Source organism: Methylorubrum suomiense, from assembly GCF_022179765.1.
Classification (GTDB): Bacteria; Pseudomonadota; Alphaproteobacteria; order Rhizobiales; family Beijerinckiaceae; genus Methylobacterium; species Methylobacterium suomiense.
In genome coordinates this window covers 48,429-69,623 of sequence record NZ_BPRE01000020.1, presented here as the reverse complement: position 1 = coordinate 69,623, position 21,195 = coordinate 48,429, and the positions used below count along the sequence as shown (strand labels likewise).

Below are 21,195 nucleotides of genomic sequence, written 5' to 3'. Positions count from 1 at the left end.
GGAGCGGCCCTTGAACGCCCACAACCCCGTGGCGGTGACGCCAAAAACCATTCTCGTCGATGCCCGGAACCCCGAGCTGATCGACGAGATCCGGGCGATGATCCAGACCTCCGAGTTCGTCGGGTTCGACCTGGAAACCGAGGACAGCCGCCGGCACGACGGCCTGAACCGCTACTGCAAATACAACGACGAGGGGTTCAAGTCGAAGACCGCCAGGACGGTGTTCGACTGGCGCCGCACCACCATCTGCGGCGCTTCCTTCTACTCCGAAGAGCAGCCCGACCGGGCCTATTACATCAACTTCGGCCACAGCGACGTCGAGAACCGGCTTCCCGTCTCGATCCTCGCCGAGCTGCTGGGGTGCCTGCCCGAGGGCGCCCACTTCATCGCCCACAACGCCGCGTTCGAGATGACCGTCTGTAAGGCGGTGCTCGACTTCGATTTCCGGCCAGGCTCGATCATCTGCACCATGACGATGGCCGTGTCCTCCTACGGGCCGGACACCTACAGCATGGACAGCTGGGTCGCCGCCGGCCAGGGCGAGATCGGCACGCTCATCGACCAGCTGATCCGGGCCTCGACCACGGGCTGGAACAAGGAGACTGGCGAGATGTCGCCGGCCTTGTCCGACCTCGTGTTCAAGATCATCGGCAAGTCGTCGAAGGCCGCGTTCTCCTGGAACGGCTTCGTCTCGGCAATCGCCTACGGCTACGGCCTGAAGCAGGCGGTGCGCTCGCACTTCGGCGTCCAGATGAAGACGTTCGAGGAGACCCTCGACGGCGAGGCCCACATGGGCCTGGTCTCGGGCGAGCAGGTCGCGGGCTACGGCGCCGACGACAGCTACTGGGCCGTCCGTCTGTTCCGCTTCCTGCTCACCTACATGACGCGCAACGGCGGGGCGCGCCTGATCCAGACGTTCTTCGCGCAGGAAAACCCGATGCCGGCGATCTTCGCCAGCATCGCCATCGGCGGCATGCGGGTGAACCACCAGGCGATCCTGGAGCGCACCGCCTACGAGCGCGGCCAGGCCGCCAAGATCGTCCGGGAGATGAAGGCAGCCCTGGCAGCCTTCCGGTTTCCCGACGAGCCCAACGACGAGCTGCTGAAGCGCGAGAGCTGGTACGGCCCGAACGCCAAGGGCGAGATGGGCTACCCCCGCTACCGCGGGAAGGTCCAGGCCTGGCTCGACCAGCCCGACAGCGCCGACGACTTCGAGCAGCTGCTGCAGGTCCGCGGCGCCGTCACGACGGGCTGGGCCACCGAGCGCGGGATGAACGACAAGAGCCTGACCGGGGTCAATCTCGCCCACTACATGCCGGTGCGGACGATCCTGTTCGACCTGCTCGGCTGCAAGGTCGTGCTGTCGAAGGGCAAGATCGCCTCCGACGGCGAGGGCCGCGGGCGCATCGTCGACCGGCTCAAGGACGGCAAGCACCTCACCGAGGACCAGCTGCGCGGCGCCTACACCGAGGTCCAGGCCGACGTGGCGATGCGCGTGGCGGCCGGCGGCGAGGACGGGCTGGCAGCCGGCATCCTGGCCGAGGAGCACGCCGCGCGCTGGGCCCGCATCGAGCAGGCCTGGGAGGCGGACGAGAAGCCCTCGCGTGAGGATCTGGAGCCGTTCGCGATGCGGCACAACCGCGACGCGCTCCGGGTGATCGACTGCATCAACCGGCTGGCCGGCGTCGAGCAGCGGATGAAGCTGTACCTGACGCCCTACTCCCTGCTCGTCGACCCCGACACCGACCGGATGTACCCGCAGGTCACCTCGCTCCTCGCGACCCGCCGCATGGCGGGCTCGTCGCCCAACCCGATGCAGCTCGGCAAGCGCGGCGAGGCTGCTTACATCCGCGGCTTCTACCTCGGCGACTACGACGACCACCTCATCATCTCGCTCGACTGGTCGGGTGTGGAGCTGGTCGAGATCGGCGAGTTCTCCGGCGACCCGGAGTTCTTCCGGGCCTTCGGCCAGATCCCGCACCAGGATCTGCACGCCGGCACCGCGACCGCCCTGCTGTCGCTCGACTGCCCCGGCCTCGATCTGCCCCTGTTCAAGTCGCTCAAGGGCATGACGTCCTGGAATGAGTGGCTGTCGGACAATCACGGCAAGGCCGACCGCCTGCCGCGACTGATGACCAACCTCAAGGGCGAGCTGATCGACAGCGCAAAAGCCTACGGTTACTGGCGTACCGTGTTCGGGAAGGAGGCGAACTTCAACTATTTCTACTCCGGCTGGCTGGCCACCATTGGCGAGCGCGCCGGCTGGGGGCCGACCAAGACCGCGGAGGCGACGGACGCCTACCGGGCCCAGTTCCCCGTCGCGGAGGCGTGGCGGGTTCAGCAGATCGCCGACGTCAACCGCGCCGGCTTTATCACCCTGCCGGACGGGCACCGCTACGTTCGCTACGAGGCGACCGACCAGTGGTCCGTCGACTGGTGCAACAAGTTCCTGCTCCAGCAGCTCGGAGCGGAAAACTACAACGCGGTCATGCGCTGGATCGCGCGCAAAATCGCCAAGCGCGCCGGCAACCAGACCGTCAACGCGCTGATCCAGGGGACGTGCGCCACGCTGGCCAAGCGCAGCATCGTCCGCACGATCCTTCACTTCCAGAGCCTCGGCTGGGGCCCGCGGGAGTTCAGGTTCCTGATGCCGATCCACGACGAGCTGGTCTGGTCGGTCCATCAGGATCACGCGGTGCGGTTCATCCGCGACGCGCACCGCATCATGATCGACCACCCCGACATCTTCCAGCGGTGCAAGCTCGACAGCTCGCCGGCCATCGGCGTCACCTTCGAGCCCTGGAACGAGAAGAAGGCGCCGAACGGCCAGATCGAGCTGTTCGAGCCGGATCGCGCGGTGGTCGGCGACGCCCGTCACAACAAGCGCCTCGACGATCAGGGCATTCTCGACGTGGTCGAGTACCTGAAAGACCAGCGCACCCGCATGAAGGAGGCCGCATAGATCAAGACAGGATCAAGTCTGGAACTGCGAGGGAAACATGAGACGCAACATCAAGCAGGAACTGATATTTCCGGTTCGATCTGTTGAGGACGAGAGCCGGAAACGCCGCAACCACAACTTCATCGAGTGCAGTCACTGCCCCGAGACGGCGTCGATGCCGATCAGCGTCAGCGCCGGGGCGATGGGCGAGGAGGTGCTGACCAAGCGGTTCACGCGCCTCGGCTGGTACGTCAGCCGCGTCCCCGGCGGACACCTCTGCCCGACCTGCAACCCGACGAAACAGCGAGCGATCCTGACGCTCGTCACCCCGAAGCCTGACAACGCCGAGGAGCCAACCGTGGCCCGTGAACTGACCTTCGCCGACCGCCGCATCATCAACGCCAAGCTGGAGGAGACCTACGAGAACGACCTCGTCGGCTATCGCGAGGGCTGGGATGATAGCCTGGTCGCCGCCGATCTCGGCACCAGCGTCCTCTGGGTTGAGCAGCTGCGCTCGCAGAACTTCGGCCCGGCCGAGGGCAACCGCGTGATCGTCGAGCTGCGCGCCGAGCAGGAGCAGCTCGCCAAGCGCATGGAGGCGTTCCGCACCGAGGGTCAGGCGCTGGCCGCCGCGTTCGCGGAGCTGTCCGCGAAGCTCGATGCGGCCGGTCTGAAGGCCGCGTGATGGACGCGCGCACCAACGCCCTGTTCGAGCGGGCGGTCATCATGGGCACCCTGGCTCGCCACGAGGCTGCAAAATCCGGCGGGCTCCCCAGCTATATCAGCCCCACGGACGGCACGCGCCTGGTCGCCGCCCAGATCACCGCCACCGCCACCATCTTCGCGGCCCTGGTGGAAGCTGACATGGTCGCCCAGCTGCGGCAGTCGCAAGCCACCGAGAACTAGATCGGCAAGTCCAACACCACGACAGGGACGTTGTAAAACAGCCCCCTGTCGTTAAATTCCCTTTGTACGAAACGTACCGAAGGGTTAAGACGAGGCCCCGACGCAGCTGCGTCCCCAAGCTCGTCGTCTCAACCACAAATCTACTCTGTCGAAGAGGCCGCTTGATCCCGATGTCGTCCCCCGCGAACTCCAAACTGGCGAACGTTCTCGCCGCCTACCTCTCCACGAACCCATGCACGCTGGAGGAAATCCCGCGGGTCACCGAGACCCTGAAGAAGGCGCTCGATCCGTCGGTGCCCGAGGAGGAGTTCGGCGGTCGGACCCCGCGGCGTCAGCTCACCCCCAAGGAGATCCGCGACAGCGTCAAGCCCGACGGCATCCTCTGCTTCGAGGACGGCAAGTCGTACAAGTCGATGAAGCGCGTGCTCACCACGGTCGGGCTCACCCCCGACGAGTACCGCAAGAAGTGGGGCCTGCCCGCCGACTACCCGATCACCGCGCCCGCCTACAGCGAGCAGCGCCGGAAGATCGCGGTCTCGCGCGGCTTTGGCCGCCGTCAGGTCGAGGAGGCCTGACCTGAACGGGCGCTGCCGTGGCAGCGCCCGCTTCCGTTTCTGATCCTGAAGCCTGGAACCCCCTGAAAATGCAGACCGCCGTCCCATCGGTGCGTGCTCAGCACGTTCACCGCCGTACCTACCTGCGCCCGCTCGACGAAGAGGGCACCCAGTTCGAGACCCCCGACGAGGCGCATGCCCGTGTGATCGGCCACCAGCAGTGGCTCTGGGAGCGCCAGGTCGGCCGCCCCCTGAACCGTGAAGAGGCCCTGGAACTGCACGAGCTGGCGGGGCTGATGCTCGCCCGCCACACCTCGATGTCCGGCCGCGTGAAGTGGATGGGCGGCACCGACCTCGTGAAGGAGCGCGCTGCCGGCGCCTTCAACTGCTGCTTCTCGCTGGCGCGCACGCCGGCCGATCTGGTCGACATCTTCTGGCTCCTGCTCAACGGCTGCGGCGTCGGCTTCAAGCCTGTCGTTGGCCTCCTCTCCGGTTTTCCGTCTTCGATCACGTCGGTACGCATCGTACCGAGCGAGCGCACTGACCGCGGCGGCGCCGAGGACAGCTCGGAGCACATCGACATCGCGGCCGGCACCTGGCGCATCACCTTCGGCGACAGCGCCAAGGGCTGGGCCAAGGCTATCGGCATGTTGTTCGGTGAGAAGCCGCGGGTGCGGGAGCTGGTGCTCGACTTCTCCGAGCTGCGTCCGGGCGGCAAGCGCCTGCGGGGCTACGGCTGGATCTCGTCGGGCTGGGAGCCGCTGTCGCGCTCGATGGCCAGCATCGCCCGGCTCATGCAGCGCGCCGCCCACCGGCCGCTGGACGAGGGCGAGATCATCGACACCATCAACCACCTCGGCACCGTGCTCAGCTCGCGCCGTTCGGCGCAGTGCTGCGTGATCGAGACCGAGCAGACGACGCTGCGCGGCCTCATCGCCGAGTTGGGCTGGTACGCCGACTTCAAGACCGATCGGTGGGAGCGCGGCGAGGGGCAGCGCGAGCAGTCCAACAACTCCATCGGCTTCCTGCGGAAGCCCGAGCCGGCCGTGATCGAGGAACTGCTGCGCCGCATCCTGCCGACCGGCGAGCCTGGCTTCGTCAACGTTGAGCACGCCCGCCGTCGCGCCCCGGAGATGGAGGGCTTCAACCCCTGCTTCGAGATCCTCCTCTCGGACAAGGGCTTCTGCAACCTCGTCCAGAACGTCTGGCACCGCTTCAACGGCGACCTTGCCGGGTTGCTGCGGGCGCAGTGGATCGCCGGCCGCGCCAACTACCGGCAGACCTGCGTCTCGATGCGCGACGGCGTGCTCCAGCTCCCCTGGAACGATGCCCAGAAGCTGCTCCGGCTGTGCGGCGTGTCGCCGACCGGCGCTGTGGCCTGGGAAGGTATCAGCGATCCGAAGATGCTGGAGGCGGTGCGCGACGCGGCGATTGCCGGCGCCGACAGCATGGCCGACGAGTTCGGCACCCCGCGGGCGCGCCGGGTCACGCAGGTCCAGCCGGCCGGCACCTCATCCAAGGCGCTGGGTCTGGAGGGCGACGAGGTTCACGAGGGCGCTCACCTGGCCCTGTCCCGGTGGATCTTCAACTGGGTCAACTATCCCCACAACGACCCGACCCTGCCGCTGTTCGAGGCCGCCGGCTACCGCATGCGGCCGAACCCGAACGACCCGACCGGGGTGCTCATCTGCTTCCCGGTCGAGTACCCGGCGAGCCCGGCCTTCACGAAGGTGTTGGACCCGGCGACCGGCGAGCACCTGGAGGTGAACCAGGAGAGCGCCGTCAGCCAGCTGGAACGCTACCGGCTGCTGATGAACCACTACGTCCAGCACAACTGCTCCATCACCATCAACTTCGACGATGCCGAGATCCCGGCCATGGTCGACTGGTTCATGGAGCACTGGGACGAGTTCATCGGCGTCAGCTTCCTCAAGCGGAACGACCCGTTCGCGACCGCCGAACAGCTCGGCTTCAAGTACCTCCCGCAGGAGTGCGTCTCCCGCGAGCGGTACGAGGCCTACGCCAGCACGCTCAGCCACGTCGACCTGTCCGGCGACACCTCGGGTGAGCTGCTCGACCTCGGTGAGTGCGCCACGGGCGCCTGCCCGATCCGTTGATCCATCCTGACTGCGAGGGAAATACGATGGCTTGTCAAACACTTGCGAAGGTGCTGCGGCGCTCGGTGGGGCATCCTGATGCCCCGCCGATCACCTCCTTCCAGCTCCGCTACCCGCGGATCATCCACGCCGAGAGTAAGACCCACCGGGTGCTCTCGGAAACCGAGTTCGAGCCCGAGACGCCCGGCCTCATGAACGACCCCAGCCTGTCCCGGAACGCGCGCTCGTCGCGCGCTGTGCCGGTTCCGCGGCTGATCCAGGAGGTGATGGATGACCCGTTCATCCCCCGCTACTGGGGCAAGAACGAGAAGGGGATGCAGGCGTCGGAGGAGAACGACGCTCCGGTTATGTGGCTCGACGAGCTGAACGAACCCGCAGAGCTGCGCCCCGAGGAGGCATGGCTTCGTGCGCGCGATCATGCCGTCGAGGCCGCCCAGGCCTTCCACGATGCCGGCTACCACAAGCAGGTCGTGAATCGGCTCATCGAGCCGTTCATGCACATCGACGTGGTCGTCACCGGCACCCAGTGGGACAACTTCTTCGCCCTGCGCGACCACGAGATGGCCGAGCCGCACATCCGCGACCTCGCGGTCGCGATGAAGGAGGCGCTGGCCGAGTACGGTGAGCCGCAGCGGCTCCAGCCGGGCGAGTGGCACATGCCCTACGTTTCGACCGAAGATATGGTCGAGATCGGTGACGCCACCAACGAGGCTGAGATGGCCGGCGTCAAGGTCTCGGTCACCCGGTGCGCCCAGGTCTCCTACACCCCCTTCCACGAGGCGAAGCTGACGATCGCCGAGGAAGTCGCCCGGCACGACCGGCTCGTGACCGCGCAGCCGATGCACGCGAGCCCCGCGGAGCATCAGGCCACCCCCGATACCCGGCTGCCCGACGGCAGCTGGGCCAACGCCCACCTCGCCGGCAATCTCGGGCCGGGGTGGATCCAGTACCGTAAGACCCTCGCAGGAGAATGCGCGTGACCGCCGCCAAGTCCACCCGCCGCAAGCCAGCCACCAAGGCGGCTGCGCCGCCCGAGGCTATCGACGAGGCCGGCGATGCGCCGATGCCAACGACCGAGAACACCGCCTTCCGGTTCAAGCCGGGCCAGGGCACCTCGATCCTCGACATCAAGGAGATCGTGCTGATGCAGCTCCTGCAGCTGTCCGGCGGTCCCGAGGTCGAGCCTGGTGCCCTGCGCCATCAGATGCTCAGCGGCGAGCGGTTCAACCAGCTCTCGCCCGAGGCGCAGAAATGGTTTGTGCCTATCGCAACCAAGCCGCCGGAGGAATAAGTCAGGTCGGCCCGCCACCATATCTGATCTGGTTGAAGGAAATACATCATCATGGCTGCGAAACCGTCCCTGCCGGTCATCACGGTGCCCGGTGAAGTCCCGAACATCCCGCAAGGCGCCGAGATCTCGGTGTTCGAGAAGGGCGTCGAACTCTACGAGCGGCTGAAGATCAACCGCGAGGTCCAGCTCAAGCTCGCCGACGGCAAGACCCTCACCGGCACCGTCAAGAGCATGAAGGTCGATAGCCTCATCGACCTGATGCACGCCTACGGCCCGCAGTCGATCTACGGCTACGCCCGGACCTACACCGCGACCGGGCTGGTGCAGGCTCTGACCGACGCGGCCGGTGGGGACACCCTCGACGTGACCAAGCTCTACACCGCCGTGGTGGTGTATCTGCCGCACAACGTCGAGCTGGCCGCGTAGTCCTCACACCGTCTGTCAAGGAATAAATTGGGGCCGCTGGTGCTTGTCACTTGCGGCCCCTTTCGGTACGAAACGTACCGTCATGAGAAACACCGGCAAGCCGACTGAGGCTCTCTTCGAAGCCTCCATTACCGCCCTCGGTAAAGACGGCTACTTTTACCGCATCAAGGACGCTGCAGCGATCAAGGGCCTCACCGGCCGGGTCGGTCACGTCGATGCGACCCCCTCGGACTACATCTGCGCCGTGCTCGGCAAGATGTTCTTCGCTGAGGTGAAGAGCACCCAGCACGAGACGCTGTTCGAGTTCAAGCTTTTGAAGGTGGGGCAGAATGCTCACGGTGCTCGCATCACCGCGGCTGGGGGCCAATATTTAGTATTTGTGCATCGGTTGGCGACGGGTGACTGGTATATTCTGCCGATGAACGTCATTCGGGATTACGAGACCAACAACAGCCGCAAGTCCATGGCCTGGACTGAGATGGAGTGGTTCGAATGTACGACGGTAAAGACCCCCGCGGGGAGCCGCCCCGCGTGGCGGTGACCGAGACGGTCCAGATCGGACCGAACGAGGTTGCGGTCGAGCGGGAGCACCGCGGCTTCCACGCTCCGCAGCCGGGCGCGCCGATGTTCGACTACATGATCGACATCGAGACCACCGGGACCAACCCGGAGGAGAACGCGATCCTGCAGATCGCCGCGGTGCGCTTCAACCGGCACACCAAGGAGATCGACCACAAGTTCTTCGACCGCTGCCTCATGGTCCCGTCCGGCCGGTACTGGTCGGAGGACACCCGTGACTGGTGGATGGACAAGCCGACCGTGCTCGGCCCCATCCTCCAGCGCGCCGAGCCGGCCGAGACCGTCATCCGGGCGTTCTGGGAGTGGGTCGCCGCCGGCCCGTCGATCTGTCCGCGTGCCTTCTGGGGCAAGCCGACCACCTTCGACTACAACTTCATCAACTCCTACTTCCGGCAATACGGCCTGATGCAGCCGTTCCACTACCGTGAGGCAGTGGACCTGAACTCTTACCTGCTCGGGAAGGGTCACGAGAACAGGTACGAATACTGGAAGACCATCGAGAACGTCGGTGAGGCGCACAACGCGCTCAACGACTGCCTCTACCAGATCCGGGCGGTGTTCAATGCGTAGGCGCTCGTTTCTCGGGCTGCTCGGGCTCGGCGCGGCTGCGCCGGTCCTGGGCCGCGTGGCTCCCCTGGAGCCGGTGGTGTCGCCCGCCACCACTCGGGTGATCGACGGCGACAGCCTCATCACTGGCACCCTCCGCTGGGAAGACATGACCGCCAATTCGATCCGTGCCGAGAAGATCGTCATCGATTTCGGTCGTCAGACCCTGAACATTTTCGAGGATCCCTATGACCGCACCTAAGCGCCTCGGCGATCCCCACCTCGGCCGCCGCTTTAACAAGGGCGTGCCGCTCGCTCGCCGCGGCGAGCGTGAGCTGATGGTGCGCGAGGACTTCGTGCGCCAGCTCGACCCGGCCGGCGCGGACGTCCACATCTGCATGGGCGACCTCTTCGACAAGCCGCAGGTCTCCTACGACGACCTCCTCTTCGCTGCCCAGGCCTACATGGCCGCTGCGGTGTCGAACCCGCGCACCACCTTCTACATCATCCAGGGCAACCACGACGACAGCCGCGACCTCAGCGAGGTGACGGCCTGGGACGTGTTCGGGCAGCTCGTGCGCGGCGTCCAGAACATCCAGTGCGTCATCCACCCGATGATTAGCCCGGACCTGGTGCTCCTGCCCTGGAGCCCGACGCTGTCGGCCGTCGAGATGCTCGGCGAAGCGGCCAAGGCGATCAAGATCCTGGGGCCGAAGGTGGCCTACGGCCACTGGGACGTCGACCCCCGGTCCTCGCCCCATAACCTGATCCCGACCCGCGAGCTGGCCGAGCTGGGGATCACCACGGCCTACACCGGCCACATCCATAAGCCGGACAGCTTCCGGCGCGACGGCGTGGACGTGACCGTGGTGGGCTCGATGCAGCCCTACGCGCAAGGCGAGGACGGGCAGCAGTGCGACCTCGTCCGGTACATCACCCTGACGCTCGACCAGCTTGATGAGGTGAAGGACATCCTGTCCGGCGCCTGCGTCCGCCTCCAGCTCCAACCCGGCGAGCAGGCCCCGGAGACCATCCCGGACTGCCGCTCCTGGGACGTCCAGCGCATGCGTCCGGTCGAGGTCGAGGAGGCCCCGGCCGACATCTCCCTGGACGGTTTCGACACCACGCAGGCGGCCAAGGCCGCGCTCGATGCCCACGAGATCGTCCCCGAGGTGCGCGAGCAGATCGAGACCCGGTGGACGGAGACCTTCGGCCGTGACCTCGCGTGAACGCATCGAGCCCGCTGAAGGGCACTTTTACCTGGTTGGGCTGGGCATCCTCATGCAGGGTGTCCAGTTCACTCCCGACGAGCAGTACCTGCTCAACCACCTGTGCAAGCATGCAGCGAGGGGCGATGAAGAATACCTCAAGGCCATCAGGAGCGTAAAGGCGGACGCAACTGCGTCGAGACTTCTTGAACGTCTGAAACAGACCCTTCGCGCGATGGGCAAGGGTCCGGCACTTGAGGCTTACTATGATCGAGCAGCTTGAATACACCGTCCGCTTCCCGCCGACCGATCACTATCCCCTCGGCCGCGGCTTCGACCGCAGCCTCTCTTTCGAGCGGGGCCTGACCGCCATCACGGGTGCCAACGAAGCTGGCAAGACCCTGAACCTGGAGCTGATCGAGTTCCTGCTGTTCGGCACCGCGGCGCTGCGCGGCAAGACCGAAGACTACCGGCACATGCGGGTCTCGGGCGTCGTGCAGATCCGGGGCACCCGCTACCGGATCGAGCGCACGGCCAAGAACGCCTCCCTCACCGGGCTTTTCACCGGGGGTGGGGGTAGCCACGGAGGCGAAACCCTGGCCGTCGGCTCCAAGCCGGTGAACGCCCAGATCGTCAAGCTGCTGGGCTACGGCCTCGACGTGTTCCGGGTCGCCAACGTGGCGAACCAGGGCGATGCCGAGCGCCTGTCCGAGCTGCGCCCGGCCGAGCGTAAGGCTATGGTCGACAAGCTCATCGGCGCCGACCAGATCGAGGCTATCGCGAAGTGGTGCGGCGAGCAGGCGCTGGGCGTCTCGCGCGAGATCGTCGGGCTGGAGAAGGGCCTGGGCGCGGAGCCGGTGAAGCCCGAGAAGCCGGCCGGCTACCGGCCGGCGGCCGAACTGAGTGAGCTGGTGATCCAGCTGCGGGACGCCGCCGATGCGGCGGTGCGGGCGGAAGCCTTCCTGACGAACCCGCCTGCCCTGCATGAACTCCGCGCCTGCCCCACCGACGTCCCGCTCGACACCCTGGAGAAGGCCGACCAGATCCTCGGCCTGCGCACCTATGGTTTCAACCTGGCTGCTGCCGAGGCCGCGGTCGCCGCCCACCGGCTGTGGGAGGAGCGCCAGCGGTTCGTCGGCCGGACCTTTCCGCAGCCGACCCTGACCCAGGAGCAGATCGACAGCGAGCTGCGGCGCGAGGCCCTGGAGGACGAGCTGGCTCGCCTCCGGCAGAGCCCGGTGCTGACCTGCCCGTGCGGCAAGCCGTTCACCACGGCCGACGCCCAGATCGCGCAGGTCGAGGCCGACCTCGCCGCTCTGCCGGTGATCGGCCACCCCTTCAACCTGCACATCGAAGCGATGGCGCTGCGCAACTGGTCGAAGCCGGCGATCATCGCGGAGTGGGAGCGCCTGCGGGACGTGCCCGAGGCGGACCAGCCCCAGCACGATCCGCGCGAGGCCAAGGGTGCTGTCCACGAGCACGAGCAGTACGACGCGATCAAGGCGCTGGGGATCAACCCGGACTACAGCCGGGCGGACGTGCAGCGCCTCGCCGCCGACCTGCGTGCCTGGGAGAAGGAGTGTGCCGCCGCCGAGGCTGCCGGCCAGCGCCGCCAAGCGTGGGAGGTGAAGGCGACCGGGATGCGCGAGACGCTGGCTGCTGCCCGCAAGCTGCTTCCTCCGGGCCGCCTCGCCGACACCGAGGCGCTGCTGACGGTGGCTCGGGTCTACGAGACCCAATCAGATAGCTATCAGCAAGCTTTCTCCGACTGGGCGCAGGGCCGGGATCGGCTCACCGATCTTCGGCGCGAGGAGCGCAGCTGGCGCAACGGCAAGGCGGCGATGAACGAGCTGCGCGAGGACACCAAGAGCTTCCTGGTGCCGACGCTCTCGCGCGTCGCCTCGTACCTGTTGAGCCAGATGACCGGCGGTGCGCGCACGCGCATCGTGGTCGACGAGGATTTCGAGATCGAGGTGGATGGCCAGCCTCTCGCCACCCTGTCGGGCTCCGGCAAGGTGTGCGCGAACCTGGCTCTCCGGCTCGGGCTTGGCCGCATCCTGACGAACGGGGTCTTCCCCGTCTTCATGGCCGACGAGGCCGATGCGTCCATGGACGAAGAGCGGGCCCGCCACCTCCACGACGCCTTCTGCGCCCTGGAGGGCAAGCTCAGCCAGATCATCATCGTGACCCACAAGCGGCCGGCCGCGCCGCGGGTCATCCACCTGGAGAATTGACGTGGTCCAGAAGCGCCTTCGAGCCATGGGGCTCAACCTGAAGGGCGGCTCCGCACCGCCGCCACGGCCGGGCTGGGAGACCTGCCTGGTCGCTCAGCGCCCGCCGTCGATGACGGGCTGGCCGGAGGAGGCCGCCAAGCGCATCGCCGCGGCGCGGGCCTGCTACGAGGCTGGCACCCACGAGATGTTCACGGTCATGACGCCGTGCCGGTGGACCCAGCTCTACCTTCGCCCGCGCCGGACCAAGGCGCCGTCCAACCACTACTTCACCGAAGCGCAGGCCGCGTGATGCTGCAGACCTCCTGCCCCACGCCCGGCCCCAGCGTCTACTTCGGCTCCGGCCGGCGCATCGACGCCTACAATTTCGAGGCCCATGACCTGCCGGTCCCGCTGATCGGTCGCGGCCTCTCCCGTCTCGCGCGCTTCGGCGGCGCGGGCGACCGCGAGATCTCGGTGGCGCAGCACAGCTACCTGCTGTCGTTCCTCGTCGGTCCCTGCCAGCACCAGCAGCGTGCGGCCCTCATCCACGACGTGCCGGAGCTGTTCACGGGTGAGGTGCCCCGGCCGTTCAAGGTGCTCTGCGAGGGCATCCGGCAGGTCGACGCCTGCTGCATGGGCCGCCTGGGGCACGTCTTCGGTGTGCCGGCCTGGGCCTTCGACGCGATCAAGCCGTTCGACAGCCGCATCTCCTACGACGAGCGCCTCTTCATGTTCGACCACATGGAGCCGGCGGATTGTGAGATCGCTGAGGAGAACAAGCTTGGCATCCACATCGTCCCCGTCACCAGGGAGGTGGCCGCCACCTCCTGGACCCGCCGGTTCCACCGGCTCTTTCGTGAGGAGCAGACGCAGTGAGCGAGAACTGGGTCGTCAACGAGCGACCACCGAAAGTTGAGCCTGAGCCGGGCGAAGCTTTGCCCGCCGCAGACGGTACGGAACGTACCGAAGCGCCGGCTGTGGGCCTCCGCTTCAACAGCGGGAAGATCCGCTTGAGCCTCGTGCCCTCAAGCCTCAACCGCTACGCGGCCTACGGGCTGATGTACGGCGCGGCGAAGTACGACGAGCACAACTGGCGCAAAGGCTTCAAGTGGACGGAAGTCTACGAGAGCATGCAGCGCCATTTGGATGCCTTCCGCGAAGGTGAAGACCTCGACGACGAGAGCGGATTACCGCACCTAGCTTTGGCTGCGTGCAATCTCAGCTTCCTCATCGAGTTCTACGACAAGGGCTCAGGCAAGGATGACCGCTTTCGCTACCCCTGGCAGGTCTCCGGCCAGCAGGCCCCCGGCCGTCAACTGACCTTCAACCAGCCCCCGAGGAAGTCGTGACGATCTTTCAGCTGAAGTTCCCCCTCAAGATCCGGCGGCTCTCGAAGACCGCGATCATCCCGAGCTACGGCTCGGAGCACGCCGCCGGCATGGATCTCCACTGCGACCTGCCGGAGACGCTGCGGATCCACCCCGGCGAGCACGTCACGATCCCCACCAACATCGCGATGGCGATCCCGCCCAACTGGGCGCTCCTGATCTGCCCGCGCTCGGGGCTGTCGTCGAAGCACGGCATCACCGTCCACAATGGGCCGGGCGTGATCGACGCCGACTACCGCGGCGGCATCGGCGTGGTCCTGCACAACACCAACCGCTGGCACTACGACGTGAAGCCCGGCGACCGGATTGCGCAGGGCGTGCTCGTCCCGATCCGGCAGGCGCTGTTTGAGGAGGTCGACAGCCTCGACGAGACCGTGCGGGGTGCGGGCGGCTTCGGCTCGACGGGTGTGGACGCGAACGTCCCGATCAAGCTGCCGGTGCAGCCGCACGAGCCGGAGGTCGCATGACCACGATCCCCGTCACCATCAACGGCCAGGAGACCATCGAGGTCTCGACCGTCCTTATCGTCGAACGCTCGTATGTGTCGCTGACCATGAACGGGTACGCGGCCTACGTCTGCACCGTTGCGGCGCTCCTGATCGTGACGCTCGTCGTCCCGGTCATCAGGAAGCGGTTCGCCCGCTCCTGATCCCTGTGGCAGAAATGTCATAGGGAAAACGACCCCTTTCCCGACGCCATGAACTTGTACCCGGTCGGCTCAAGTCGACCGGGTCGTTCTTGTCGGGAAACCCTTCGGGAAAACTATTGACGGGAAAAGGCTCGTAGAAGATGTTCACCGACAACCCTCTGGTCGTTGCCCTCGTGGCTGCCCTCGCCCTCGGGTACGTCATCTGGCGTCCCTACCCTCGCCCTCCGATGGAGCCACCTATGGTCGACGACACCAAGAAGGATCCGCTCGCCGCGCTCCGGCCGGCCGAGGGTTCGATGGAAACCAATCTGCCGGTGCCTGACCCGGTGCGCGCCGCGCTGATGGAGATTGTCGCCGAGGCGATCCGCACCAACAGCCTGCACCGGCACTGGAACCTCGAAGGCCTCCAGTCTGGCGGCTTCCCGCTCGGGTCGTACCGCATCACCATCGAGAAGACGGCCTGACCATGAGCCAGATCCAACGACTGATCGACGAGTGCCGGACCCTCAAGCAGGGCGACACCGAGTTCATCCTCAGTAGCCACAACGACGGCTACTGGGATGCTGGGATCGGCAACGATACGGGGGCTGCGCTCGGCGAAGCCTCGCCCCAGTTCTCTGGTAGCGGCAGCACGCCAGAGGCTGCGGTAGTGGCGCTGCTCGCCAACCTGAAGGCGGCGGGCGGGGTCGTGCCCGACACCCGCAGTCCCTTCGACAAGATGATCGCCGACCTCACCGACGACGAGCTGCGGCACTGGAATGGGTGCTGGGTCGAGGCGTTCCCCGGTGAGATCGTAGGCGGCTTCATCCGCAGCAGCTGGATTGTCGCGGCCACCGTCATGAACCCCACGAAGGTTATCACAGGGGACAGCATCCGCTGATGCTGATCGGCTACGCCCGCGTCTCCACCGTCGATCAGAACCTCGACCTGCAGCTCGACGCGCTCCGGCGCGCCGGCTGCGACCGGATCTTCGAGGAGAAGCGGTCGGGCAAGGCTGGCACCAACCGGCCCGAGTTGGGCCGGGCCCTCGACTTCCTCCGCGCCGACGACGTGCTGGTGGTGTGGAAGCTCGACCGGCTCGGCCGCTCCCTCACCGAGATGATGCGGACCATCGACGAGCTGCGCCTGCGCGCCGTCCACTTCCAGAGCCTCACCGAGCACTTCGACAGCGAGACCGCACACGGCCGGTTCGCGCTCCAGATCCACGGCGCCATGGCCGAGTATTTCCTCGACCTCAATCGCGAGCGCACGATGGAGGGGATGAAGGCGGCGCTCGCCCGCGGTCGCCGGGGCGGCCGGCCGAAGGCGCTCTCCGAGGAGGATCTCGCGGTCGCCCGCGCCCTGATCGCCGACCGCGGTCTATCCATGTCCTCTATAGCGCGACGACTTCGGGTCCATGTGTCGACGCTCTATGACTACTTCCCCGGAGGCCGTACTTCGTTGTAGGCTGCGCCGTATGGACAGCGCGCAGATCCTCCCGTTCCGCGGTCGTAAGCCGGCCGGTGCCCCGGTCGCACCAGGTTCACCTGCGCACCCGGCACCATGGCGGGTCGAGCAGGGCATCATCTTCGACGCCCAGGATCGCGTGGTCGGCTCGACGGTGCAGCCGCAGACGGCCGACTGGGTGGTGAGGATGGTGAACCTCACGCTGCAGCCCGATGCCGATTAAGCCGGAGAACCGTGGGTTCTATCCTATCGACTGGCCACAGCTCAGCGGGGTGATCCGCTTCAAGCGGGCCGCCGGCCGCTGCGAGGGCTGTGGCCGGCCTCACAAGACGCTCGTCTGCCACCTCGGCGACGGGCGCTGGTGGGATGCCGAGGCCAGGGAGTGGCGGGGCGGGGTCCAGCCAACCGGCCGGGACATGGTGCAGCTGCGGCGCACCTACGTCGTGCTCTCGACCTGCCACCGGAACCACGACGAGAGCGACTGTGCGCCCCGCAACCTCGTGGCCTGGTGCCAGTCCTGCCATATTCGATATGACGCCCCCGAGCATGCTCGGAGGCGTCGCGTCACGTTCCTGCTGCGGAAGGCCCTCGGAGATCTCTTCCTTGGGCCCTACCGGGCTTAGGCCGCAGCCGGGATCTTGAAGGCCACGAGCGCAGCCCGGTTCGCCAGGGTCTCGGTCAGCGCGATGTTGGTCAGATCCGGCGGGAAGGTCTGGGTCGGATCGGCGTTGTAGGTGTTCGCGAACTCGAAGCCCGTGATGCCCTGAGAGGGGTTGAGCACGCCGCCCACACTGGCCGATCCGAGCTGCGAACTCGGCGCCGTGTTGTTCGAGCTGTTGACCGCCACGTAGGTCGTCACAGCGTCGGCCTGCGAAGCACCGTAGTAGAAGCCAGGCTCCATGACCTTGTTACCGCCGACGATGGCGCCAGTGTAGTTCGTCCCCTGCACCGCGTTGGCGAGGGGACCGATGCAGCCGATCAGCGCCGACGGGCGACCGTAGGGAGCGCGGCCCGCGTAGATCGCCACCTCGGTATTGCCGGCGACCGTAGCAGCCGTGCGGAACCCAAGCTCCGAGATCAGGATCGCCCTGGTGATGAAGAAGCTGTAGAGGTACATCTTCCCCACCGACACCGTGGAGCCGGAGGCGGCGATCTGCCCGAGGCCCTCACCGACATACCAGTTGTCGGGCTTGTAGCCCCGGTGGTTGAGCCCCCGCTGGCGCCAGAGTGCGGCGCCTTCCACGACGCTGTGCGCCTGGAAGAGGATGCCGGTGAGGGAGTTGAACCACAGGCTGCCAATCGAGTACCCGGCCTTGCTGTCGTCCGTCTTCGACGGATCGACCTCTGCAGTCCAGTTATGGAGACGATACAGGTTCTTGCCGGACGCCCCCTGGGCGACCAAAGTCCTCTCAGGTCCGCCAGGGCCAACCGGCGAGAACGCTGCGTCGGAGAGCTTGTAGTCGGACATCTTAGGCGGCCTCTTGAGTGACGAAACCGGCTCCGCTCTCGCTCAGGAGTGAGCCAGATCCGTTTTCGAGGGTGATGCGATTGGTGTTGGCGGGCCGCAGCGGGTAGGTCGGCACGCCGCCCTCCTGCAGGTAGCCCCTACCGGCCGCGGCCGACCCGGCGCGGGTCGAGAACGCGGCGTCGATGGCGGCCCTGGCGGCTGCGAACGAGTTCGTCGGCACCTTGGGGATGTACCCCCGATACCCGACGACATCGCCCGGCAGCGTGTAGGTGTCGAAGAACGCCGCGCCCCCCGTGAAGATCTGCGGGAAGGAAGTCGGGCCGCTCTCGGTGTAGTTCGAGGAGTAGAAGTTCCCCTTGGCGTGGAAGTTGAAGCATTCCTTGGTGAAGACGCCGTCGTCGTTCGCCGGGTCTTGCAGGAACGACACACGATCCTGGCCCGTCGCGTTCGGGACGTTCGCCCAGATCTGGCCCATGATGTTGTCGTAGATGCCAACATCGTAGACGTAGTTCGGGAACCACTTGGCCGTGTCAGACACGGCGTTGCCGAGGTTCCCGTCGATCTTCGACGAGTAGTAGATCCCGTCCACCTTGACGACGTGGCCGTAGGCGTAGCTGGTCGTCCCCGACCACGGGCCGCGATAGTTCATCCACGGCTCGACGCACGAAGGATACTTCGGCGAGAAGGCGTTGAGGTCGGTCCACTCTTCAATATAGCGGATGCAGGTGTTGCGTGAGAACCGGCACAGATCCTTGTTGACCGCGGAGCCGAGCTGATAGTTTTGCGTGCTCGAAATGAACAGGTTGTCCGAGATGTCGAAGTAGTACGCGATCCAGCCCTGCGTATTGAGGATGGGCTGGGTCTGGAACTTGAGGATGTTGCCGGGCCAGTAGACACGGTTGAAGCGGAGCACCGTGCGGTGCTGCAGCGACAGATCGAGCTGGGTTCCAACCTGCATCCAGTCGGCATGGCTGTTCGACCAGTCGACGGCCGACATCGGATCGACGCCGACGTTGCCGAGCACACGGAACAGCGGCCCCGTGGCGAGCTGATTTCCGAGCGGGCTGTTGGCCGTGTACTCGCGGTAGAAGTCGTTCGCGTTGCCAGCCGACAAGCAACGGGCGATCTCGCCGTCGTTGCACTGCCAGACCTGGAGGGCGATGTAGTAGTTGTCGAAGACGCAATCGTGGATGTAGGCCTGCTCCGCGTTGCGCAGGTCGATGCACCACGGGATACGGTTGACCGAACCTCCGGGATTGCCGAACGAGCAGTTGCGGACGATGACCTTGGACAGGGTGTTCTGCGAGAACCCGAGCTGCACGGCACTTTCTGCCGTGGCGATGTTGCTCTGGCAGTTGGCGAGCTGCGTCGTCTCCCCGACCCGAGGCTGCCGGAAGCGCATCGTGGCGTCGTAGCCCTGGCCCGGCGAGACAATCGTGAGCGGCGTGGTCTCGTTGATGTTGCCGAACTCGTCGGGGTCGAACCAACCCAGGAAGCCCGAGCCGGGGCCGCAGTAGTGCGTGCCGGAGCCGGGCTCCGAGACGGTCACCGCGACGCCAGTGCTCGTCATCGAGACGGTGAAGGTGTCCGCGGAGAGCACCTCCTTGACGAAGAAGCTGTCCGAGAGCAGCGACGACAGCGGACGCGGCAGCACGCCGTCCGTGTTGAACCGGATCGCTCGACCCGCCGCGAGGCCGTGGTTCGGGTAGGTGACGACGAGCTGCGCGGCCTTGGTGTTCGTGATCCCCACGACCGTCGTGGGCTTGTTGTGCGAGATGTAGACGCGGCGCTCGTTCTTGCTGGCGAGGTAGCCCTTGCCGGTCTGAACGAACGACGAGACACCCGTCACCGCCCCGTTCGAGAGCGTCGGGATCCAGATCACCTCGTTCTGGGGCAAGACCTCGTTGAACTTGGCGTTGTAGCTGTCCGAGGTCGCGACGTTGCGGAACGCGAAGCCGTCGAGCGCGATGTTCTCGGGCCCGTTGAGGGTCACCTTGAAGTTGAAGCGCGGAGCGAAGAGGGTACGCGCCTTGATGACGAGACCGCCCGTCAGCTTCGGAACGGCGCTGTCGGTGAGGCAGGTCGGGTCGAGGATGCTCTCGGCCGGGCCGATGCCCTTGTGCGGGTGGGTGATCTCGCCGGAGAACACCCGCGAGATCGTCACGGCAGCGCCATCGACGAAGGTGTCCGTCAGGCCAATCGTGGCCCCCACCGCGGCGGCGGTGATCGCGGACGTCAGACGGCTGCCCGTGTCGACGTCGACCTCACCGGCTGCGATGACGACCCGCAGGGTGGTGATGTCGCCCGCGTCCCTGACCGCCACGTTGAGCGTGACGGAGCCGAGCGCAGCCGACACGAACGCCGCGGTCGTGCTCACGACACCCGTCGTGGCATTAACGGTGAAGTACGAGCCCGGCGTGCTCGACGGGTTGGTGATCGAGGCACCGGCCGGGAGCTGCGCGAAGGAGACGCTCGCCGCGGTCGCGGAGCCGAGCGTCTTCGTCAGGATCGGCTGGACCAGGCTCAGGGCGGTGACGGTGGTCTTGAGCACCCGCCCGAGATTGGTGGTGAAGGTGTAGAGGGTATCGCCGGGCGAGGACGCCGAGGAGCCGATGAGGAACGCGAGGCCGTTCTGATCGAGCACACCGCGCCCGTCGTTGGGCGACTGGGTCTGGACGAACTCGCCGGGGCCAAGGCCGTTGAAGACGAGGATCGAGGAGTTCGCGGGGGCGCCAATGGTGAAGGACGCCGTCGTCGGCCCGAGCAGACCTCCGATGTTCGGCACCGTCGCGGTCAGCGAGGCGATCCGAAGGGTCGCGTAGAAATCGTACCTGTCGCCTGCGACGGCCGGCGAGGCGAGGTTGTAGGTGACCGCGCCCGTGATCGACACGGTGGCATCGCCGAGGGTCGTCGGAACCCCGTCGATATACTTGCGGCAGACAGCCGTGAAGCCGATGGGCGCAGTGCCGCGCACCACGCTCTCACCCGGCTTGATCTCACCAATGGAGACAGAGTTCAGCCCGCCGAGCGGACGCGCGGAAGGCAGCATTACTTCCTCCCGTAGACGCCGTCGAGAACAGCGGCCGGTTTGGTGGGATGAGGGATGACGTTCTTGACGCGATCCGGGTATTCGTAGTTGCCGGGACCGTTCAGGAACTTGTCGACCGTGGTGTCGTCGACCGCGGTGACCAGCACCCACCCGCCGGTCGTGACGTTGCAGCCCCAACCGCGACCCGGCACGGTGATCGCCGTGAAGCCGGACACGGGGGCTTCGCCCGTGCCGGGCTTGCCGTCGATGTCGATCAGCACCACTGCATCGGCCCAGCTGCCGTCAGCCAGCTGAGCGGCGGCGCGCTTCTCCTGCGACCCACCGACGGAGCCGTTGAAGACTTGCCGCAGGTAACTACCGATGCTGCCCATTCGACCCTCCGTCCCCCACATAATATCCCGGTACGAAACGTAC

The 21,195-nt window shown here is 66.4% G+C and carries 27 protein-coding genes; 24 read left to right on the top strand and 3 right to left on the bottom strand.

Annotated elements, in window-relative coordinates:
- The first annotated feature begins 10 nt into the window (after nucleotides 1–10).
- From MFF26_RS23615 to MFF26_RS23500, 24 genes are all read left to right on the top strand, one after another.
- Complete coding sequence (locus MFF26_RS23615) at nucleotides 11–2,962, top strand: DNA polymerase (RefSeq protein WP_238308715.1); 2,952 nt, start codon at nucleotides 11–13, stop codon at nucleotides 2,960–2,962.
- 37 nt (nucleotides 2,963–2,999) lie between these two features.
- The gene (locus MFF26_RS23610; protein WP_238308714.1) at nucleotides 3,000–3,626 is read left to right on the top strand and encodes a hypothetical protein; all 627 of its coding nucleotides are present in this window, start codon (nucleotides 3,000–3,002) and stop codon (nucleotides 3,624–3,626) included.
- Nucleotides 3,626–3,847 carry a hypothetical protein gene (locus MFF26_RS23605; RefSeq protein WP_238308713.1) on the top strand — a complete coding sequence of 74 codons (222 nt, stop codon included), beginning with the start codon at nucleotides 3,626–3,628 and terminating at the stop codon, nucleotides 3,845–3,847. The genes MFF26_RS23610 and MFF26_RS23605 overlap by 1 nt, the downstream gene beginning before the upstream one ends.
- 170 nt (nucleotides 3,848–4,017) lie before the next feature.
- Nucleotides 4,018–4,422: a Ros/MucR family transcriptional regulator gene (locus tag MFF26_RS23600; RefSeq protein WP_238308712.1), complete on the top strand. Its 405-nt coding sequence runs from the start codon at nucleotides 4,018–4,020 to the stop codon at nucleotides 4,420–4,422.
- 68 nt (nucleotides 4,423–4,490) lie between these two features.
- Nucleotides 4,491–6,518, top strand: coding sequence for a ribonucleoside-triphosphate reductase, adenosylcobalamin-dependent (locus MFF26_RS23595; RefSeq protein ID WP_238308711.1), 2,028 nt, complete (start codon nucleotides 4,491–4,493; stop codon nucleotides 6,516–6,518).
- 26 nt (nucleotides 6,519–6,544) lie between these two features.
- Nucleotides 6,545–7,498 carry a hypothetical protein gene (locus MFF26_RS23590; RefSeq protein WP_238308710.1) on the top strand — a complete coding sequence of 318 codons (954 nt, stop codon included), beginning with the start codon at nucleotides 6,545–6,547 and terminating at the stop codon, nucleotides 7,496–7,498.
- Complete coding sequence (locus tag MFF26_RS23585; protein WP_238308709.1) at nucleotides 7,495–7,809, top strand: hypothetical protein; 315 nt, start codon at nucleotides 7,495–7,497, stop codon at nucleotides 7,807–7,809. The genes MFF26_RS23590 and MFF26_RS23585 overlap by 4 nt, the downstream gene beginning before the upstream one ends.
- Nucleotides 7,810–7,860: 51 nt before the next feature.
- Nucleotides 7,861–8,235: a hypothetical protein gene (locus tag MFF26_RS23580; RefSeq protein WP_238308708.1), complete on the top strand. Its 375-nt coding sequence runs from the start codon at nucleotides 7,861–7,863 to the stop codon at nucleotides 8,233–8,235.
- An 82-nt stretch (nucleotides 8,236–8,317) separates the two neighbouring features.
- The gene (locus MFF26_RS23575) at nucleotides 8,318–8,776 is read left to right on the top strand and encodes a Holliday junction resolvase RecU (RefSeq protein WP_238308707.1); all 459 of its coding nucleotides are present in this window, start codon (nucleotides 8,318–8,320) and stop codon (nucleotides 8,774–8,776) included.
- Entirely contained in the window at nucleotides 8,767–9,384 is a 618-nt protein-coding gene (locus MFF26_RS23570; RefSeq protein ID WP_238308706.1) for a 3'-5' exonuclease, read from the top strand. Before MFF26_RS23575 ends, MFF26_RS23570 begins: the two co-directional genes overlap by 10 nt.
- A complete protein-coding gene (locus tag MFF26_RS23565; protein ID WP_238308705.1) occupies nucleotides 9,377–9,622 on the top strand; it encodes a hypothetical protein in 246 nt (81 codons plus the stop codon). Before MFF26_RS23570 ends, MFF26_RS23565 begins: the two co-directional genes overlap by 8 nt.
- Nucleotides 9,609–10,589, top strand: a complete 981-nt coding sequence (locus MFF26_RS23560) for a metallophosphoesterase (protein WP_238308704.1) — start codon at nucleotides 9,609–9,611, stop codon at nucleotides 10,587–10,589. The genes MFF26_RS23565 and MFF26_RS23560 overlap by 14 nt, the downstream gene beginning before the upstream one ends.
- Nucleotides 10,576–10,851 (top strand): hypothetical protein, encoded by a 276-nt coding sequence (locus MFF26_RS23555; RefSeq protein ID WP_238308703.1) that lies wholly within the window; start codon nucleotides 10,576–10,578, stop codon nucleotides 10,849–10,851. The genes MFF26_RS23560 and MFF26_RS23555 overlap by 14 nt, the downstream gene beginning before the upstream one ends.
- Complete coding sequence (locus tag MFF26_RS23550; RefSeq protein ID WP_238308702.1) at nucleotides 10,835–12,802, top strand: AAA family ATPase; 1,968 nt, start codon at nucleotides 10,835–10,837, stop codon at nucleotides 12,800–12,802. The genes MFF26_RS23555 and MFF26_RS23550 overlap by 17 nt, the downstream gene beginning before the upstream one ends.
- Before the next feature lies 1 nt (nucleotide 12,803).
- On the top strand, nucleotides 12,804–13,091 hold the full coding sequence (locus tag MFF26_RS23545) for a hypothetical protein (RefSeq protein WP_238308701.1): 288 nt from the start codon (nucleotides 12,804–12,806) through the stop codon (nucleotides 13,089–13,091).
- Nucleotides 13,091–13,657: an HD domain-containing protein gene (locus MFF26_RS23540; protein WP_238308700.1), complete on the top strand. Its 567-nt coding sequence runs from the start codon at nucleotides 13,091–13,093 to the stop codon at nucleotides 13,655–13,657. The genes MFF26_RS23545 and MFF26_RS23540 overlap by 1 nt, the downstream gene beginning before the upstream one ends.
- Nucleotides 13,654–14,130: a dATP/dGTP diphosphohydrolase domain-containing protein gene (locus tag MFF26_RS23535; protein ID WP_238308699.1), complete on the top strand. Its 477-nt coding sequence runs from the start codon at nucleotides 13,654–13,656 to the stop codon at nucleotides 14,128–14,130. Before MFF26_RS23540 ends, MFF26_RS23535 begins: the two co-directional genes overlap by 4 nt.
- Nucleotides 14,127–14,636, top strand: coding sequence for a dUTP diphosphatase (dut, locus tag MFF26_RS23530; protein ID WP_238308698.1), 510 nt, complete (start codon nucleotides 14,127–14,129; stop codon nucleotides 14,634–14,636). The genes MFF26_RS23535 and dut overlap by 4 nt, the downstream gene beginning before the upstream one ends.
- On the top strand, nucleotides 14,633–14,818 hold the full coding sequence (locus MFF26_RS23525) for a hypothetical protein (protein ID WP_238308697.1): 186 nt from the start codon (nucleotides 14,633–14,635) through the stop codon (nucleotides 14,816–14,818). Before dut ends, MFF26_RS23525 begins: the two co-directional genes overlap by 4 nt.
- 239 nt (nucleotides 14,819–15,057) lie before the next feature.
- Nucleotides 15,058–15,282: a hypothetical protein gene (locus MFF26_RS23520; protein ID WP_238308696.1), complete on the top strand. Its 225-nt coding sequence runs from the start codon at nucleotides 15,058–15,060 to the stop codon at nucleotides 15,280–15,282.
- Between the two features lie 2 nt (nucleotides 15,283–15,284).
- A complete protein-coding gene (locus MFF26_RS23515; RefSeq protein ID WP_238308695.1) occupies nucleotides 15,285–15,698 on the top strand; it encodes a hypothetical protein in 414 nt (137 codons plus the stop codon).
- Nucleotides 15,698–16,264: a recombinase family protein gene (locus MFF26_RS23510; RefSeq protein WP_283207421.1), complete on the top strand. Its 567-nt coding sequence runs from the start codon at nucleotides 15,698–15,700 to the stop codon at nucleotides 16,262–16,264. Before MFF26_RS23515 ends, MFF26_RS23510 begins: the two co-directional genes overlap by 1 nt.
- A gap of 10 nt (nucleotides 16,265–16,274) precedes the next feature.
- Nucleotides 16,275–16,487: a hypothetical protein gene (locus MFF26_RS23505; protein WP_238308694.1), complete on the top strand. Its 213-nt coding sequence runs from the start codon at nucleotides 16,275–16,277 to the stop codon at nucleotides 16,485–16,487.
- Nucleotides 16,477–16,887: a hypothetical protein gene (locus MFF26_RS23500; RefSeq protein ID WP_238308693.1), complete on the top strand. Its 411-nt coding sequence runs from the start codon at nucleotides 16,477–16,479 to the stop codon at nucleotides 16,885–16,887. The genes MFF26_RS23505 and MFF26_RS23500 overlap by 11 nt, the downstream gene beginning before the upstream one ends.
- Here MFF26_RS23500 and MFF26_RS23495 read toward each other — a convergent pair.
- From MFF26_RS23495 to MFF26_RS23485, 3 genes are read right to left on the bottom strand one after another with little or no spacing between them, the layout of a single operon-like run.
- Nucleotides 16,884–17,732 (bottom strand): hypothetical protein, encoded by an 849-nt coding sequence (locus MFF26_RS23495; protein ID WP_238308692.1) that lies wholly within the window; start codon nucleotides 17,730–17,732, stop codon nucleotides 16,884–16,886. The two genes, MFF26_RS23500 and MFF26_RS23495, sit on opposite strands and share 4 nt — an antisense overlap.
- Nucleotide 17,733: 1 nt before the next feature.
- Nucleotides 17,734–20,781, bottom strand: coding sequence for a hypothetical protein (locus MFF26_RS23490; RefSeq protein ID WP_238308691.1), 3,048 nt, complete (start codon nucleotides 20,779–20,781; stop codon nucleotides 17,734–17,736).
- Nucleotides 20,781–21,152 carry a hypothetical protein gene (locus MFF26_RS23485; RefSeq protein WP_238308690.1) on the bottom strand — a complete coding sequence of 124 codons (372 nt, stop codon included), beginning with the start codon at nucleotides 21,150–21,152 and terminating at the stop codon, nucleotides 20,781–20,783. The genes MFF26_RS23490 and MFF26_RS23485 overlap by 1 nt, the downstream gene beginning before the upstream one ends.
- Nucleotides 21,153–21,195: the final 43 nt, after the last annotated feature.